This is a genomic window from Rhizobium sp. 01T417, from assembly GCF_056398905.1.
Genome location: NZ_JBFTQH010000017.1, coordinates 49,740 through 65,553, shown reverse-complemented (window position 1 = coordinate 65,553; position 15,814 = coordinate 49,740). Strand labels below are relative to the sequence as shown.

The window sequence follows — 15,814 nt, the reverse complement described above, 5'->3', positions numbered from 1 at the left end:
GCCATTTGTTTATCGCACGATTGTTTATCGAACGATAAATATTCTGGCATAGCTCCTATGCAACAAACTTGATTGCGATTATTTATTGCGCGATATAATTAGATCATTTCCGGAGAACACGACATGAGCGACGATCTCAACCTCGACGATTTTATGTGCTTCGCCCTCTACACCGCGAACCACGCGATGAACCGCGTCTACAAGCCGATGCTTGACGCACTGGATCTCACATACCCGCAATATCTGGTAATGGTCACTCTCTGGAAGGAAGACAGACAGACTGTCGGCGGCATCGGCGAGAAGCTGCATCTCGAGTCGAGCACCCTTACCCCCCTCCTCAAACGCATGGAAGCGACCGGCTACATCAAGCGGCAGCGCGGCAAGGAGGACGAGCGTGTCGTCATTATTGGCCTGACTGAGGAAGGCCGCGAACTCAGGAAGCGTGCGGCATCCATTCCCGGCTGCATTCTGGATGCATCGGGCCGGGAATTTGCAGAACTGAAGCGGCTGGCGGCAGATATCATCACACTACGCGATACGCTGTCGCGTTATGAGAGGTAAGATTGCTCGCTTGATCAGCTCCGTCTTTTCTTCGATTCGTACGGATTTTCGGGCGAGCGGTAGTGAATGCGGATCGGCACGCTCGGCATGTCGAAATCGTTGCGCAAGCCATTGATCAGATAACGCGTATAGGATTCCGGCAACGCGTCCGAGCGCGTGCAGGAGATCATGAAGGCCGGCGGGCGAGCCTTCACCTGCGTCATATACTTGAGCTTGATACGGCGACCGGAGACTGCCGGTGGCGGATGCTGAACCTGCTGCTGCTCCAGCCAACGGTTGAGGCGAGCGGTCGAGATGCGCTTGTTCCAGACCTTGTCCGTATCGATGATCGACTGCATCAGCTTGTCGAGCCCGCGACCCGTCTGGCCGGAGATCGGTACGGCGCGGATTCCTCGCGCCTGCGGCAGCAGCCGGTCGGTCTTTTCGCGCAGGTCCGCGAGAACCGCCTGCGGCTCCTCGATCATGTCCCACTTGTTGAAGGCGAGCACGGCAGCCCGGCCCTCGCGCAGCACGAGATCGACGATGTGCAGATCCTGTTTCTCGAAGGGGATCGTCGCGTCAAAGACGATGACGACAAGTTCGGCGAAGCGGATGGCGCGGAGCGTATCTGCAACCGAAAGCTTTTCCAGCTTCTCGATCACCTTGGCCTTGCGGCGCATGCCTGCCGTGTCGAACATCTTGATGGTGCGGCCGCGCCAGTCCCATTCAACCGAGATGGAGTCGCGTGTGATTCCGGCTTCCGGTCCGGTCAGCAACCGGTCCTCACCCAGGAAGCGGTTGATCAGGGTCGACTTGCCGGCATTCGGGCGGCCGACGATCGCCACACGCAGCGGCTTGGTGTCGTCGTATACGGGTTCTTCCTCTTCCTCGCCTTCCTCGCCGGACGACTGAGGGATATCGACGTCGGTGACGGCGACATCTTCCTTCGGCGGAAACGCCCGGTCTTCGCCAAGCGCGGCAACGATCGCATCCCTGAGATCGAGCATCCCCTGCCCGTGCTCCGCCGAGATCGGAGTCGGCTCGCCAAGGCCGAGCGAATAAGCGTCGTAAAACCCAGCGTCCGAGCCGCGAGCTTCCGACTTGTTGGCCACGAGCACGACCGGCTTGCCGCGACGACGCAGCATTTCCGCGAGCGCCGTGTCGACAGGCGTCAGGCCCGTCTTGGCATCGACGACGAACAGAGAAAGGTCGGCTTCATCGATCGCCGCTTCGGTCTGGGCGCGCATGCGGCCCTGCAGGCTCTCTTCATGGGCCTCTTCAAGACCGGCGGTATCAACGATGGTGAAACGCAGGTCGACGAGCCGCGCCTCGCCGGGGCGACGGTCGCGGGTGACACCCGGCGTGTCGTCGACAAGCGCCAGCTTCTTCCCAACTAGGCGGTTGAAAAGCGTCGACTTGCCAACATTCGGGCGACCGACGATGGCGACCGTGAAGCTCATTGATATTCCTTACTTTCAGCCCTGTGCGGCGGGCGCCTTGCCGGATGCGGTGATGTTATCAAGCATCATCTGGGCGCGATTGGCAACATTGCGCGGGCTCTGCGCGTCGTCGGCGATCGCCTGGAACCACTGGCGTGCCTGCGGCATGTTGCCAGCCTTGTAGGCAGCAAGGCCGAGTGCTTCGCGGGCGGAGTGACGGAAGGCGTTGCCGGGAACAGCCATTTCCTCAACCTGGGCCGAGACCTGTTCGTAGGTGCCACCTTCGATCAGCAGCCAGCCGGCGCGCATTCTGGCGGCATCGCGCACAGCTGCCGGCGCGGCGTTATCCTTGCCGATCACCTCAAAGGCCGCCACAGCACCCGCCGTATCGCCCTTCTGGGCGAGAACGCTTGCGGCACGCATCCGCGCGAGGATCGGATAGGCTCCGTGGCCTTCCTTTTCGAGCGTCTCAAGCGCTGCCAGCGCCTCGTCGTGCTTGTTCTCGTCGGCGAGTTTCATGGCAGCGATAAACTTGTCACCCGCGCCGGAGGACTGGTTGTCGTCCCAATATTCATAGACCTTGTAGCCGACGGTGCCGAGAACGATCAGGACGGCGAGCGCGATCAGGTAGCGGCCGAACCGGCGCCATGCGCCTTTCACCTGGTCGGAACGCAGTTCCTCATTAACTTCACGAATGAAGCTGTCGTCGTTGAATGCCATTCTCGTCTCCGGCCGCGGATATGCTTCGGCATGCGGGTTGCACGCACATTGTGGCGCCTTCTACCCCATTTTTCAGCAGTTGTAAGGGGGATTGGAAAGATTCGTCACATAACGATCGGAGCCACGCCAATCAATAGCTCGTGCAGCTTGAACGTGATGAGCGCCCAGGCGATCGCGCCGATGATGACGGCATAGAGATCATACTTGCCCGAGACGAACGGACGAAGGGTGAGCTCGCCGGCGCGCTCACGACGCTTCAGCGCAATCCGCAGGATCACACCCCATGCCAGGAAAGCACCAAACAGCAGTACCGAAGAGGTCTCGCCATTGGCCAGCAGGTGCGAGAAGGCCCAGATCTTCACCGAAAGCACCATCGGATGCTTCGCCTTGACGGCGATATACCCCGCCGGCAGCAGCGAGGCGACCAGACAGATCATTGCGAGCAGCATCAGGGTCAGGGTGATGTGCGCCATCCAGACCGGCGGCGTGTAGAGCAAGCCGGTCACCTGACGGGCCTGACCAAAGCCGTAAATCAGCAGGATCAGCGCGAGAATGCTGACGATGGAATACGCCAGCTTCCAGCCGTTCTCGCCGAGACTATCGATCATGGACTGCCGAAAGCCGGGCGCGATGACGCGTATGAGATGAAGTCCGAGGAAAATGATGATGCCGACGATAAGCAATGTCATGGCGATCTCCTGTGCGTTTTCCGAGACTTAGCCGGAGCCGCGCAAAAACGCCAGCGTCACCGCAGCTTCGCCGCATTTCTGTAACAGGAAAGCCGCAAACAAATTCTCGCGGTGTCCATGTTTCGTTCTTTTTTCCAGGCCTCCCTCGCCCTCTCTTTGTTTATTCCAGGCACAGCGGGCGCTGTCGACCAGCCGAAACAGCTGGTGATGATCTCGTTCGACGGTGCGCACGACAATGCGCTCTGGCAGAAAAGCCGTGAGATGGCCGCCAAGAACGGCGCCCATTTCACCTACTTCCTCTCCTGCACCTTCCTGATGAACCAGGCGACCAAGAAGGCCTATCAGGCGCCGCACCAGAAGCTTGGCAAATCCAATGTCGGCTTTGCCCAGGGCGACGACGAGATTCGCGAGCGGCTCGGCAACATCTGGCACGCCCACCTCGAGGGGCACGACATCTCGAGCCACGCCTGCGGCCACTTCGATGGACGGCAGTGGAGCGAGGCAGATTGGGGCAAGGAGTTCGCCACCTTCCACGCCACCTTGAAGAATGCCTGGAAGAGCGTCGACCTCGAAGAACCCAAGGGCTGGCAGGATCTGGTCGACCATGGCATCCACGGCTTCCGCGCGCCCTATCTCTCGGCAACGCCGGGCGCCGATATGATCGCCGCGGAAAGGAAGGCCGGTTTCACCTATGACGCCAGCCTGGTGACCAAGGGGCCGACCCTGCCGGTCGAGGAAAACGGCATCATCCGCTTCGGCCTGCCACTGATCCCCGAGGGCCCGCGCGAAAAACCGATCATCGGCATGGACTACAACCTCTTCGTTCGGCACTCCAACGGCGAGGAAGACAAGGCCGATTCGAAGGCATTCGAAGACCGCTCCTATGCCGCCTTCAAGGAAGCCTTCGACAAGCAGTATTCAGGCAGCCGCATCCCGCTGCAGCTGGGCTTTCACTTCGTCGAGATGAACGGCGGCGCCTATTGGCGCGCGCTCGACCGGCTGGTCAGCGATGTCTGCCGTCGCGCGGACGTAGCCTGCGTCAGCTATTCGGAGGCGATCCCGATGATCGAAGCGCGGGGTAAGCTGCAGGACCAGACGCAAACATCGGGTCTTTAAGCAGGCATTGCCATCCCTTCCGCCTTTTGCCGGCGCGGCCATCTGGTCCGTTTGCAATTAGCGCTTACGCGACTACCTTCTGTCCTACGCCACCCTCCTCGTAGTGGCGGAGAGAAGACGACCGGGAGCTAGTCATGTGCCGGAATATCAAACCCCTCTTCAATTTCGATCCGCCAGCAACGGACGAGGAGATCCATGATGCGGCGCTCCAGTTCGTGCGGAAGCTGAGCGGAACGACCAAACCATCGAAACGCAATGAGGCGGCGTTCGAACGTGCGGTCAATTCGATCGCGAAATGCGCCCACGAGTTGCTTGATTCACTGGAGACTTCCCAGCCTCCTCGTGACCGTGAAGAAGTGGCCGCAAAGGCTCGCGCGAGAACAGCGATGCGGTTCGCCTAAGAGGGCCTCACAGCCGACGACTCTAGCCGTCGGCGTGAACGATGCCAGCCTCGCGCTCCAGATAGCGTTGGTCGATATCCGGCAGCGGCTCGCCTTCGATCGCGGATTCGAAGGTGCGAAGGCGCTTGTAGATCGACAACAGCTCGACGATGGTCGTCCAGGAATTGACGAGATACTGGAACGAGCCGCGCACCTGGTCGAAGACGTTGTTGATCTGCGTCATCAAGCCGAGCGTCAGCTTGCCGGCGACGATCGACGGCACGAGCACGATCAGGCTGAAGAGGTTATCCGCCTGCAGATAGAAGATGCGGGCGACGTTGAAATACATGTAGTGGAAATAGAGCCGGAAATAGTTGCGGCGCACATTGGCGAAAAGCTCGGCGACAGTCGGCGGCGTCGCGCGGTCGGCATGGTCTTCGCCGTAGACGAGTTCCTTGCGGTAGGAGGCTTCGACGCGCTGGTTGCGGAACTCGAGGCCCGGCAGCTTGATGCCGACCAATCCGAGGAAGACTGTTCCGAAGATCGACCAGAAGATTGCGGCCCAGACGAGCGCGTGCGGCACCTCGCCGATCAGCGGCAACTCGGTGATATTAGCGCCGATCTTGAATAGCACCGGCAGAAAGGCGATCAGCGTCATGACCGAGCTGACGAGGCTGACGCCAAGGCTTTCGACCGTGGAGGAAAAGCGCATCGTGTCTTCCTGGACACGCTGCGAGGCGCCCTCGATGTGCCTGAGCTTCGGCCAGTGTGCCATGTAGTATTCGTTCATCGCCGTGCGCCAGCGGAAGATCCAATGGCTGACGAAGAAGAGGTTGAGCACGCCGACGGTGATCGCCACGAAGGCGATGCCGGCAAAGCCCAACATGCCGAGGTAGAGTTGCATTGCGGTCACCGGCGCCGTCTTTGCGAGCGCCTGCTGGATCAGGTCATAGAACGGTCCATACCACGCATTGATGGCGACGCTCACCTGAACCGAAAAGTAGGTGTTGAAGATGATCAGTGCCGAGCCGAGCACCGACCACATCTGCCAGCGATGCGGGCTGTAGGTAAACCAGAAGGCGGCGAAGAGCGCCACGGCCAAAGCATAATAGATGTAGAACCACAGGAACGGAGCCGACCAGAAGACCGAAACACCGATTGGAGCCTCCGCCCCTGGAGCCAGCGGCGGGAGGCCGATCACCGAGCCGAGGCCGGAACCCACGAAATACCAAAAGAGAACGGCCAGAAGTGCCCAAGCAACAGCTGAGATGAAGAAAAGCCTGGGCCTGGGGAAATACGATACGAACACGGGAGAGCTTGCTTTCCTGAACTGGAGTCTTCGGTGTCTCTAAACAGACAGATTGCGGCGAAAACTACGGCAGTTCGCAAAGAGCGGCAATGGCCTCACCCCATTGTTACGCACTTGTAACGCGCTATGACAGCTTTTTGGCGACCGGCATCACCAGCATTGCGCACACCAGCAGCGCCGCCGCGGCAGCGTAAGTCGGCGTCGTAAAGCTGCCGGTTCGCTCTGCCATCCAGCCAGCAACAATGGGGCCCACAATCTGCCCGACTCCGAATGCTGCCGTCATCGTCGCCAATATCCGGCGCGGGCTGGCCGGCGAAAGTTTACGGCCGATCTGCAGGCCATAGGCGGTGATCGCGAGGAAGGTCGCTCCAAACAACGCTCCCCCAATCAGCGGCGCAACAGAGTGCGGCAGTAGAACAGTCGCCAACACACCGACCGCCTCGATAAGCAGCGCCGCCACGTAGACCCAGCCCAATCCTAGCGGACGGACGAACGGCTTCCATGCAAAAAGCGCGACCGAAGCTGTCAGGCCGGCGATGAACCAGCAGAGAAACTCAACCATCGGCCCGGCGGCATCCATGCGCGCGATCGTCACCAGAAATGTGCCTGTAATCACATAGCCGAACCCGAACAGGCCATAGGACGCCGTGACAAGCAGCATCGGCAGGCTCCAAGCGATCCGCGGTTCCTTGCCGGTCTGTGCCGCGGCAGCCGGGCCCGACGGCAGCAGCCACCAGACTGCCAGCAGGCTGAGAGCCGAATAGATCGCGCCTCCAACCCAGGACGCCCGCCAGGCGTCGCTGCTTCCATCAAAGAACAACCCGACCAGCAGAACCATCACCGATGAAAGCGCGATGCCGGCACCCGGGCCGCCGAAATGGGCTGCCTGCACATGGTCGTTACCGGCCATGGCTCCGTGGCTAAGTACAATCTGCGAACTGAATACGAGAGCAAAGGCACTCGCAACACCCGCCAGGAAGCGGATGACTGCAAAGACCATGACGGATGTCGTCGTGGCCATGGCAGCAAGAAGCAATGCTGTCGCCGCAAGCGCAAGGAGTGCGACCTTGCGCTCACATCCTGTTGCCCACCCGTAGGCGGCGAGAACAGCGCCCACCAGATAGCCGACGAAGTTCGCAGAGGCGATGAAGCCGGCATCGGCGGCCGAGAGCGGCACGCCGCTGATCATGCTCGGCAGGATCGGCGTGTAGGAAAAGCGTCCAAAGCCCATCGCGGCGGCCATGGCGATGGCGCCTGCAAGGCCAGTTCGAAACAAGTTTTCGGGGAAAGTTTCATTGCGTGCCAACATGGCGTGTTTATCGCGCTGCAACACGGCGCCGACAATCAAGAATTTCTGATCGATTGATCAATCTCACGAAATCATAAAGCCAGCCCTTGAAAGCGACTATCTTACGATATATGTTTTACGACATAGTTGAAGATACATCTTAGGAGTGACCTATGAGAGGTTTTAGAGGCGGAATGATGGGTGGTGGCGGTTTTCGCATGGGGCGGAAATTCGCATCAGGCGACCTGCAACTGGTGATCCTGGCCTTGCTGGTGGAGCAGCCCCGCCACGGCTACGAATTGATCAAGCTCTTGGAAGAGCGTTCGGGCGGCTTCTATGTTCCAAGCCCCGGCGTAATCTATCCGGCGCTAACCTACCTGGAAGAAACCGGCCTTGCCGACGTGGAGAGCGAAGGCACCAAGAAGCTCTACCGCATCACGGAGAGCGGCCGCAGGCTCGTCGAGGAGAACCAGTCGATGATTGACATGACGCTCGGAAAGCTGGAGAAAATCGGCGCGAAGATGGCGCATGTTCGCAAGATTTTCGACCCAGAAAGCCGCAATGGCGATCGGGACGAGGACGCATTTCCGGAAGACAAAAGCGAAGTCGCAGCTGCACGAATGCTGCTGAAATCGGCCCTCCGGCTCCGCTTTCCCTGGTCGAAGGACGAGGCCAAGCGCATCGCCGGCATTCTGGAGCGCGCGGCCGGCGAAATTCTTGCCGGCGGACGTTCGGGCGAGTGAGGCCTCAGGCGCCGCCTTCCGGCAGCGTCAGGATCAGCGGGCCATTTCGCGTGGCGACGACCGTGTGCTCGTATTGCACGGTCGGGGCCTCCGGGTCCGCGTAGAGCGTCCAGGCGTCGTCGCCGCCTTCCGCCCATGTTGCGCCGAGCGAGAGGAACGGCTCGACCGTGAAGACGAGGCCTTCCGTGATCATTCGCTTCTCGGACGGATCCGGCCAGGTCGAGAGCTCGGCCGGCTCCTCGTGCAGCGAACGGCCGATCCCGTGGCTCGCCAGATTGGCAACGAGCGTATAGCGATTCTTCAGGGCGAAGGCGCCGACAGCCTGCCCGATCTTGGCCAGCGGCTCGCCCGGTTTCACCTGGTTAAGCCCAACCCACAGCGCCCTTTTGCCGTCGCGGCAGAGCTTTTCGATCTTGGACCTGTGCGGCGGAACACTGAACGACGCGCCGGTGTCGGAAAAGAATCCGTCCTTCTCCGCTGAGACATCGATATTGACCAGATCCCCCGGGCGAATGACGCGCGGGCCTGGAATGCCGTGGGCGATTTCCTCATTGACGCTGATGCAGGTCGCACCGGGAAACTGGTAGCAAAGTTCGGGCGCAGAACGCGCACCGGCATCTTCCAACACTTTGCGGCCGATCTGATCGAGCTCCAGGGTCGTGATACCCGGTTCAAGCGATGCGCTCATCACTTGCAGGGCATTGGCGCAGATTCGCCCGATTTCCTTTAGCTTGAGGAGTTCGTCTTCGCTTTCAATGATCATGAATGTCTACCCGGCCTTCTTCGGCCGGTCGGCCGGCTCTCGATCACGATGAGAGCACGACGGCGTTCAGAATCCAATTCATCCTTTACGGCATCATGCTCCAGCTTCAGGCGGTGGCTTTCGCCTCTTCGTCGCTTTCAGTCAATGCCTTTCTGACGAGCGGCGCGACTTTCGTGCCGTAGAGTTCGATCCCGCGCATGATCTGGTCGTGGGGCATCAAGCCGATCGCCATCTGCAGCAGGAAACGGTCGTTCTTGAACAACCGATGGTGCGCGATGATCTTCTCCGCGACCAATTCCGGATCGCCCACGAAGAGCGCGCCGCTAGGTCCGCGGGACATGTCGAAATGCGCCCTGTTCGTCGGCCCCCAGCCGCGCTCGCGGCCAATTCGGTTCATGACCTCGGCCTGCGGGCCGTAGAACTGATCGGCAGCAGCGTCCGTCGTATCGGCGATGAAGCCGTGCACGTTGATGCTGGTCTTGAGCTTCGATGCCTCCTGCCCGGCTCGGCGAGCCGCCTCGCGATAGAGGTCGAACAGCGGCGCGAAACGGCGCAGCTCGCCGCCGATGATCGCCAGTGCCACTGGCAAGCCCAACGCGCCCGCGCGCGCAACCGATTGCGGCGTGCCACCAACGGCGATCCACAAGGGCAAGGGGTCCTGCAGCGGCCGCGGGTAAACGCCACGCCCATTGATCGGCGCACGCAATTCACCCGACCAGGTGACCACTTCCTCGTCGCGGAGGGCCATCAGCAGGTCGAGCCTTTCCTCGAACAGTTGGTCGTAGTCCTCGAGATTGTAGCCGAACAGCGGGAAGGACTCGATGAACGAGCCTCGTCCGGCCATGATCTCGGCACGCCCGTTCGAAAGCAGGTCGAGTGTTGCGAACTGCTGGAAGACCCGAACCGGATCGTCTGAACTCAGCACGGTCACTGCGCTGGTCAGCCTGATGTTCTTCGTTTTCATCGCAGCGGCCGCGAGAGCGACTGCCGGAGCCGAGGCCGCATAATCGGGCCGGTGGTGCTCGCCCAATCCGAATACGTCGAGCCCCACCTGGTCCGCGAGTTCGATTTCATCGATCAGATGCTTCAGCCGCTCGGCCCCTTCCTCACCCTTGCTTCGGCTCGGGTTCGGGTTCACGTCGGCAAAGGTGTAGAGGCCCAGTTCCATCGCTCGCATCCCGTTGTATCTACTGATGGAGATAAGGACTGAGCGGCCTCAGGGCAAACATAAATTCTGGAACCGATCGTTCGAAAAATATCGATAAGCAGTACCGCCGCGACCTGGGATCGCGGCGGAACTTTGATTCTGAAATCAACGGTTTCAGCGCCTGAATGGAATCATTTTCCGAACGGCTTCGTATCTGAGATAAAGGCCACCCCATGCAATGAGCCCGAGATAGCCGCCGAACAGCAGATGGGAAAAGACCGGGCTCCCGACACGCAGATGCGTCGCTATCGCGCCTCCGAGCAGACCGGTGAGTAGGATTGCGCCGAGCACCGACGTCCGCGGAATTGCATAGAGCAGCGCGCACAACAGCGTCAGGGAACCGAGGCCGCGAGCAAGCATCGGGTCGCCCGAATAACCGAGCGCCGTCATAGTCTCCGTGACCGGCACGATCGGCACCAGCTTGATCGCGCCGTCGAACACCAGGAAGGCCACGATCAGCCCGCTCATGACAGTGCCGGTGACGGTCTGCCAGCGCGGAAGCCCGGCAGTTGAATCAACAATTGCAGACATGCCTCTATCCCCCTGTTTCGATTCTAGTCTCAGATCCTGGGCAGCAGCTCGGCGAGCTGGTCGGCGCATTTGCCCCAGCCTTCGTGGAAGCCCATCTGCTCGTGCTGTTCCTTGTCGGCCGCAGTCCAGTGCCGCGCCTTCGCGGTATATTTCGTCCGGCCGTTGCCGAGGTCTTCGAGCAGGATGATGCCGACGAAGAACGGCTTTTCGGATGGCACCCAGGCGCTGGTGAACGCATCGGTGAAGACGATCTTCTCGTTTTCGACGATCTCCAGATAGACACCGCGGTTCGGAAATTCCTGGCCCTCGGGGCTGCGCATGACGATGAGGTTCGAGCCGCCCGGCCGTGCATCGACTTTCACATCAGCAAGGGTCCAGGGACGTGGTACGAACCATTCCTTCATCAGGACAGGATCGGTCCAGGCCTTGAAGATCTTCTCGCGCGGAGCGTCGAATTCCCGGACGAGAACCAGTTCGTGTTGGGCTTCTGCGGTCATCTCGGCATTCCTCCTATTGAGTGAAACCTGTTTTCGATCAAGTTGTTACAAGGACGTGGGAGGTTTTCCGGTTCCGACAACCCGGCGCAATTATTTCTGGAATTATTTGGCGATCGGCTGCGCGGCCCCATGGGCGAGGCTGTCGATCTGCTGGCGGATATGCGCGGCTTCCGCTGCCGAATGAGCAAGTGCTATGGCGCGATCGAAGGCCTCGTGCGCCTCGCGGGCACGACCGATCTGCTTCAGCAGACCGCCACGCAGGCCGTGATAGTAGAAGTAGCCATCGAGCTTCTCGCCAAGCGTTTCGACGAGTGCCAGCGCCACGTCCGGCCCTTTGAGTTTGGAGACGGCGACGGCGCGGTTGAGCGTAATGACCGGCGACGGTTGAACACGCTCCAGCGCCCGATAAAGCAGCTCGATCTCTTCCCAGTCCGTATCCTCGGCGCGCCTGGCCCGCGAATGCAGGGCAGCGATCGCCGCCTGCAGCTGGTAAGGCCCCGGTTGGCGATGGCGGATCGCCTTGTCGAGCAGCGCCAGCGCCTCGTTGATCAGCTCGTGGTTCCACAGCGAACGATCCTGATCCTCGAGCAGCACGATATCGTCATCACCGTTGAAACGGGCCTGGCGCCGCGAGATCTGCAGGAGCATCAATGCGAGCAGACCCATCAGTTCAGGCTCGCCGGGGAAGATGCGCAGCAGGAGCCGCGCGAGCCGGATCGCCTCGTCGCTGAACGCACAGGCGTCGTGCTTCGGATCCGCCTGGCTGTAGCCCTCGTTAAAGATCAGGTAGATCATTGTGCTGACGATCGAGAGCCGCTCGGCCCGCTCCTGCGCGTCCGGCGTCTCGAAGGGTACACCGGCCTTGGCAACGCGAGCCTTGGCCCGCGTGATCCGCTGCTCCATCGCGCTTTCGCCAACAAGAAAGGCACGCGCGATCTGCTGTACTGACAGGCCCGAGACGATGCGCAGCGCCAATGCGATCTGTTGCGTCGCCGGCAGATCCGGGTGGCAGCAGATGAAGAGCAGCCGCAGGATATCGTCGCGATAGTTGGAATCATCAAGCCGTTCGGCAATATCGCTCTCAGCATCGCTGGTATCGGAGATCAGTTCTTCATCAGGAAGTGCCTGCGTCTTCGAACGCTTGCGCACGGCGTCGATGCCACTGTTGCGGCCGACGAAGATTAGCCATGCCGTCGGATCGCGCGGCGGCCCCTTGTCCGGCCAGGTACGGATGGCGCGCAAACAGGCCTCCTGGAAGGCCTCCTCCGCGATATCGAGATCGCGGAAGTATCTGAGCAGCGCACCAAGCGCTTTCGGTCGGGCCGAAGCAAGCGTCACGTCGATCCAGGCAATGTCTGTCATGCCGAAGAAACTCCCGGTCGGAACACGTAGAACGGCCGAATTTCGTAAGAGGTAGAACCCGGGTTGACCGTGGAGAGCTCCTTGGAAAACGCAACGGCTTCCTCCAGAGTGTCGAAATCAACCACGTAAAAACCGAGGAGTGCTTCCTTCGTTTCCGCGAAGGGGCCATCGAGAACGAGCGGTTCCTCCTTGCCCTTTCGCACGGTGGTCGCCGCTGTCGTCGGCATCAGCCGGCCGACAGGACCAAGCTTGCCGCGCTCGGCCAAAGGTGCCTGAACCGCATAAAGCTTCGCCATCACGGCGTCTTCCTCCTCCTTGGTCCAGGAGAACACCGTTTCTTCATTGGCGTAACAAAGGATTGCATAAAGCATGTCTTACTCCTCTTCCTGAATGACGAAGGAGTAGCGTGACATCCGACAGAACGCAGCAAAAAATTGCAGCGCGCAAAAGGAGATGCCGCCGCCCTGACGGCAGGGGCTGGCGTGCCGAATGCGGCAAACGGACGACGTCTGCGGTCGCAGCCTTTCTTGCTAAAACGGTCGGGCCTGACGAGCGCCAGCTATCTCCTCTCCATCTAGTCAGCCTGATCCGACGTTGATGGCCTCCTGCACGGCCAGCTCGGCCATCGCTAACGCGGCCTCGCGTGTCTTGGCTGCAGCGACGAATCGGCCGTTGTGGCAGAAGGTTGCGCCATCGACGCCGCAAACGGCCTCCAGATCGTGATTGGTCAGGCCGGCCCAGGCAGCAGGCAGATCCGCACGAAGTTCGAACCCCTCGTCCCCGCGGCGAATGCCGGTGACGCACCAATCCCTTTCTCGCGGATGAACGACAAAGAGCAGGTGATCGGCGCCCGCCTTGACGATCGCGGGACGGAAAGGCATTCCCATCGGAAGTTCGAGCACGCGCCCCTGCCCCGTACGCTCTATCGCCTGAAGCACAAGCGTCTCTGCCCGCAGTTTGGCGGCGCTTTGAGCGATCTTCGCCTCGACGAAACTGCGGGCGATGGCGACGGCATCCTGAAATCTGCGATCATCGGCATTCGCGTCCGTTTCGTCGAACACCGGCTTCAAGGTTTCCAGCAAGGTCGGTAGCGTCAGCCCGGCCAGCGGTCCGGACGGGCTGAGCGCACCATTGTCAGTCAGATCGACCGGCAGCACGAAGGAGAGGTCGAACGAGGCATGCAAGGCCGCGACGTGAGCCTCTGGAATGCCGGTGACAACAAGATAGTCGTGGCCGTAGTGCTTCCAGACCAGGCCGAACGAACTGTAGGGCTGCCCATCGTCACGCAGCGGTGCGCCACGCTGATGGTGGTCGAAGATACGCTGAGAGGCATCATACGCGCCGCCGACGTCATAGATGATGCGGTCGGCGCCCGGCTTGATCCACTCCGGCGCCCTGCTGCGGATCACTCGAGCCTGCGGGAAGAGCCGGGTGAGGATGACGCTCGACAGCACCTCATCCGCATGGAAGCCACCGGAATGAGTGACGAGGAACTCTGGAGTCATGCAGGATGCGCCCTTGTTGGTTTGCGGAAGCCGCTTGCGGTCGGCAGCTCATAGCCTTTGCTGGCGATCATCTCAACCCGTCACTGCCCGTCGTGCCCGCTTCAGTTCCGGCTATAGGGCCTAGACTAGGCGGCATGCTCAATCGAAACTGCAACCCCACGCCCCAGCGAATTGGCGACCATGCAGACCTCCTTCGCCCGTTCGATCACACGTTCGGCGCCGTCGCCATCCTGCTTTTCGCAGAGAACGGTCATCTTGGCCGATTTGGCGAGCAGCGGGCTCCCCTCGAGCTCCAGGACTACCGAGACTGCAATCCTGCCAAGCAAGACGCCCATCTCTTCGGCGACATAGCGCAGGTCGTTGCAGAAGCACCCGCCGAGCGCCAGCGCCAAAAGCTGTGCGCCGTTGAAGCCGAGCCCCTGCCCACCGGCCTTCCCCTCCGGACGATCGACAATGATGGTGTGCGGACCGGCCCACCCCATCGCCGCTTGCGTACCCTCGACATTCCGCAGCTCCACCGTGACCGCAACCATGCCAACTCCTCCGTGACTGAAACAGGCAAGTCCGAACACGCCGCAGTTTCGCGCGACCTGACGGGAAACTCGGTGCATATTATCCTCATCGATCCGACGGGAGACAAGGACATGACGCCTTCACCGTATTTGAATGACCCCAAGGTCTACATCGATACCGACACCTTCATTGACCTCGTCAGCAAAAAGACACGGTGCCTGATCTGCTGCGAACCCCTCGACAGTAAAGTGGTCAACCGGGAACACGTCCTGCCCAAGTGGATCCTGCGGAAGTACGACCTCTACGACAAGGAGGTCAGCCTGCCGCACGAATACCATGGTCGGCGATACGGTCGCCACACGATCCCCTGCTGCAAGGACTGCAATTCGATGCTCGGAAGAAAGCTTGAACAACCGGTGCGGCGATTAATGGAAGGCGGACACTCGAAACTTCTGCGCCATCTCGACGGTGACACACAACGCCTGCTGTTTGCCTGGCTTTCCTGGATCTTCCTGAAGTTCCTGATCAAGGACGGCGCCATCCCGATCAACCCCGATCACCGCGTGGAAGCGGTGATGCAAGACAAGAACACCGACTGGGCGACGCTGCATCACATTCATTGCCTCGCCAGATCCCCCTACACCGGCGCGCACATCGCGCCAGAGGTGTTGGGCTCGATCGTCATCCTGGCGATTGACGACGATCGCTATCGTGAGGACTTCGACTTCGTCACCGTGCACGAAACGCAAACCATCATGATCCGTCTCGGCGATCTCGCCATCATCGCCAACCTGAGCGACAGTGGCCGCTCGATGGACATCATGCACCGGTTTGTTCTGCCCACAAGACAGGAGAGGTTTACGATCCTGCAGGCGCTTGAAATCTGCGCCGACATGTCGGCAACGACAACGCGGATCAAAGGCAAGCCAGTCTATTCCACGCGCGTCGAACAGGCGACGGGCCGCCCCTCGATCCACGCGGACCTACCCGTCTACGAGGCCAACCCTGTCGATCCGGGCACGCGCGCCGCAATATTCGAACTCGTTTACCGAGAGCATCTGCCACACCTGAAGATAGCGGGCAGCGACATGTCCGCCCTGCAAGCCATCAAGGAGAACCGTTTGACTTTTCTCGAGCATCGCATGAGCCGAGCCGCTGGCGAGATCGAGGAATAGCCGACCTACCTGCACCCTCAGCGAACGGGACCACGCT

18 protein-coding genes are annotated in these 15,814 nt (G+C 60.6%); 5 read left to right on the top strand and 13 right to left on the bottom strand.

Features of this window, described 5'->3' with window-relative positions:
* Positions 1 to 123 precede the first annotated feature (123 nt).
* Positions 124 to 561 carry a MarR family winged helix-turn-helix transcriptional regulator gene (locus AC1DPR_RS17885; RefSeq protein WP_477816816.1) on the top strand — a complete coding sequence of 146 codons (438 nt, stop codon included), beginning with the start codon at positions 124 to 126 and terminating at the stop codon, positions 559 to 561.
* Positions 562 to 575: 14 nt separating this feature from the next.
* On the opposite strand, the gene der is transcribed toward AC1DPR_RS17885, so the two are convergent.
* The 3 genes from der to AC1DPR_RS17870 form a co-directional block, all read right to left on the bottom strand.
* Positions 576 to 2,000 carry a ribosome biogenesis GTPase Der gene (gene der / locus AC1DPR_RS17880; RefSeq protein ID WP_018857555.1) on the bottom strand — a complete coding sequence of 475 codons (1,425 nt, stop codon included), beginning with the start codon at positions 1,998 to 2,000 and terminating at the stop codon, positions 576 to 578.
* A gap of 15 nt (positions 2,001 to 2,015) precedes the next feature.
* Complete coding sequence (locus tag AC1DPR_RS17875; RefSeq protein ID WP_018857554.1) at positions 2,016 to 2,699, bottom strand: tetratricopeptide repeat protein; 684 nt, start codon at positions 2,697 to 2,699, stop codon at positions 2,016 to 2,018.
* A 104-nt stretch (positions 2,700 to 2,803) separates the two neighbouring features.
* Positions 2,804 to 3,388: an NnrU family protein gene (locus AC1DPR_RS17870; RefSeq protein WP_113471102.1), complete on the bottom strand. Its 585-nt coding sequence runs from the start codon at positions 3,386 to 3,388 to the stop codon at positions 2,804 to 2,806.
* A 117-nt stretch (positions 3,389 to 3,505) separates the two neighbouring features.
* On the opposite strand from AC1DPR_RS17870, the gene AC1DPR_RS17865 reads away from it, so the two are divergent.
* Positions 3,506 to 4,504 (top strand): polysaccharide deacetylase family protein, encoded by a 999-nt coding sequence (locus AC1DPR_RS17865; protein ID WP_113471103.1) that lies wholly within the window; start codon positions 3,506 to 3,508, stop codon positions 4,502 to 4,504.
* 134 nt (positions 4,505 to 4,638) lie between these two features.
* On the top strand, positions 4,639 to 4,905 hold the full coding sequence (locus tag AC1DPR_RS17860; RefSeq protein ID WP_018857551.1) for a DUF2277 domain-containing protein: 267 nt from the start codon (positions 4,639 to 4,641) through the stop codon (positions 4,903 to 4,905).
* Positions 4,906 to 4,927: 22 nt separating this feature from the next.
* Here the strand turns inward: AC1DPR_RS17860 and bacA are convergent, their stop codons facing one another.
* Positions 4,928 to 6,193: a bacteroid development protein BacA gene (gene bacA / locus AC1DPR_RS17855; protein ID WP_018857550.1), complete on the bottom strand. Its 1,266-nt coding sequence runs from the start codon at positions 6,191 to 6,193 to the stop codon at positions 4,928 to 4,930.
* A 124-nt stretch (positions 6,194 to 6,317) separates the two neighbouring features.
* Positions 6,318 to 7,502 carry a YbfB/YjiJ family MFS transporter gene (locus AC1DPR_RS17850; RefSeq protein ID WP_210258319.1) on the bottom strand — a complete coding sequence of 395 codons (1,185 nt, stop codon included), beginning with the start codon at positions 7,500 to 7,502 and terminating at the stop codon, positions 6,318 to 6,320.
* Between the two features lie 152 nt (positions 7,503 to 7,654).
* On the opposite strand from AC1DPR_RS17850, the gene AC1DPR_RS17845 reads away from it, so the two are divergent.
* Positions 7,655 to 8,224 (top strand): PadR family transcriptional regulator, encoded by a 570-nt coding sequence (locus AC1DPR_RS17845; RefSeq protein WP_026371824.1) that lies wholly within the window; start codon positions 7,655 to 7,657, stop codon positions 8,222 to 8,224.
* A gap of 4 nt (positions 8,225 to 8,228) precedes the next feature.
* Here AC1DPR_RS17845 and map read toward each other — a convergent pair whose 3' ends face one another.
* The 8 genes from map to AC1DPR_RS17805 form a co-directional block, all read right to left on the bottom strand.
* Positions 8,229 to 8,987, bottom strand: a complete 759-nt coding sequence (gene map, locus AC1DPR_RS17840; protein ID WP_018857547.1) for a type I methionyl aminopeptidase — start codon at positions 8,985 to 8,987, stop codon at positions 8,229 to 8,231.
* Between the two features lie 106 nt (positions 8,988 to 9,093).
* The gene (locus AC1DPR_RS17835; protein WP_192305295.1) at positions 9,094 to 10,155 is read right to left on the bottom strand and encodes an LLM class flavin-dependent oxidoreductase; all 1,062 of its coding nucleotides are present in this window, start codon (positions 10,153 to 10,155) and stop codon (positions 9,094 to 9,096) included.
* Positions 10,156 to 10,308: 153 nt separating this feature from the next.
* On the bottom strand, positions 10,309 to 10,725 hold the full coding sequence (locus AC1DPR_RS17830; protein WP_018857545.1) for a DoxX family protein: 417 nt from the start codon (positions 10,723 to 10,725) through the stop codon (positions 10,309 to 10,311).
* Positions 10,726 to 10,754: 29 nt separating this feature from the next.
* Positions 10,755 to 11,222 (bottom strand): SRPBCC family protein, encoded by a 468-nt coding sequence (locus AC1DPR_RS17825; RefSeq protein ID WP_018857544.1) that lies wholly within the window; start codon positions 11,220 to 11,222, stop codon positions 10,755 to 10,757.
* A gap of 102 nt (positions 11,223 to 11,324) precedes the next feature.
* Entirely contained in the window at positions 11,325 to 12,584 is a 1,260-nt protein-coding gene (locus AC1DPR_RS17820) for an RNA polymerase sigma factor (RefSeq protein WP_192305299.1), read from the bottom strand.
* Positions 12,581 to 12,955: a YciI family protein gene (locus tag AC1DPR_RS17815; protein ID WP_018857542.1), complete on the bottom strand. Its 375-nt coding sequence runs from the start codon at positions 12,953 to 12,955 to the stop codon at positions 12,581 to 12,583. Before AC1DPR_RS17815 ends, AC1DPR_RS17820 begins: the two co-directional genes overlap by 4 nt.
* A 207-nt stretch (positions 12,956 to 13,162) precedes the next feature.
* Positions 13,163 to 14,089 (bottom strand): MYG1 family protein, encoded by a 927-nt coding sequence (locus tag AC1DPR_RS17810; protein WP_025660439.1) that lies wholly within the window; start codon positions 14,087 to 14,089, stop codon positions 13,163 to 13,165.
* A 125-nt stretch (positions 14,090 to 14,214) separates the two neighbouring features.
* Positions 14,215 to 14,622, bottom strand: a complete 408-nt coding sequence (locus AC1DPR_RS17805) for an OsmC family protein (protein WP_018857540.1) — start codon at positions 14,620 to 14,622, stop codon at positions 14,215 to 14,217.
* A 72-nt stretch (positions 14,623 to 14,694) separates the two neighbouring features.
* Between AC1DPR_RS17805 and AC1DPR_RS17800 the strand changes: the two genes are divergently transcribed.
* A complete protein-coding gene (locus AC1DPR_RS17800; protein ID WP_018857539.1) occupies positions 14,695 to 15,777 on the top strand; it encodes a hypothetical protein in 1,083 nt (360 codons plus the stop codon).
* Positions 15,778 to 15,814 lie beyond the last annotated feature (37 nt).

Coding starts and splice junctions, on each gene's coding strand:
- AC1DPR_RS17830 (WP_018857545.1), bottom strand. CDS start 10,725: ATGTCTGCAATTGTTGATTCAACTGCCGGGCTTCCGCGCTGGCAGACC.
- AC1DPR_RS17875 (WP_018857554.1), bottom strand. CDS start 2,699: ATGGCATTCAACGACGACAGCTTCATTCGTGAAGTTAATGAGGAACTG.
- AC1DPR_RS17885 (WP_477816816.1), top strand. CDS start 124: ATGAGCGACGATCTCAACCTCGACGATTTTATGTGCTTCGCCCTCTAC.
- map (WP_018857547.1), bottom strand. CDS start 8,987: ATGATCATTGAAAGCGAAGACGAACTCCTCAAGCTAAAGGAAATCGGG.
- AC1DPR_RS17845 (WP_026371824.1), top strand. CDS start 7,655: ATGAGAGGTTTTAGAGGCGGAATGATGGGTGGTGGCGGTTTTCGCATG.
- AC1DPR_RS17815 (WP_018857542.1), bottom strand. CDS start 12,955: ATGCTTTATGCAATCCTTTGTTACGCCAATGAAGAAACGGTGTTCTCC.
- AC1DPR_RS17835 (WP_192305295.1), bottom strand. CDS start 10,155: ATGGAACTGGGCCTCTACACCTTTGCCGACGTGAACCCGAACCCGAGC.
- AC1DPR_RS17860 (WP_018857551.1), top strand. CDS start 4,639: ATGTGCCGGAATATCAAACCCCTCTTCAATTTCGATCCGCCAGCAACG.
- AC1DPR_RS17825 (WP_018857544.1), bottom strand. CDS start 11,222: ATGACCGCAGAAGCCCAACACGAACTGGTTCTCGTCCGGGAATTCGAC.
- AC1DPR_RS17820 (WP_192305299.1), bottom strand. CDS start 12,584: ATGACAGACATTGCCTGGATCGACGTGACGCTTGCTTCGGCCCGACCG.
- der (WP_018857555.1), bottom strand. CDS start 2,000: ATGAGCTTCACGGTCGCCATCGTCGGTCGCCCGAATGTTGGCAAGTCG.
- AC1DPR_RS17810 (WP_025660439.1), bottom strand. CDS start 14,089: ATGACTCCAGAGTTCCTCGTCACTCATTCCGGTGGCTTCCATGCGGAT.
- AC1DPR_RS17805 (WP_018857540.1), bottom strand. CDS start 14,622: ATGGTTGCGGTCACGGTGGAGCTGCGGAATGTCGAGGGTACGCAAGCG.
- AC1DPR_RS17865 (WP_113471103.1), top strand. CDS start 3,506: ATGTTTCGTTCTTTTTTCCAGGCCTCCCTCGCCCTCTCTTTGTTTATT.
- AC1DPR_RS17870 (WP_113471102.1), bottom strand. CDS start 3,388: ATGACATTGCTTATCGTCGGCATCATCATTTTCCTCGGACTTCATCTC.
- AC1DPR_RS17850 (WP_210258319.1), bottom strand. CDS start 7,502: ATGTTGGCACGCAATGAAACTTTCCCCGAAAACTTGTTTCGAACTGGC.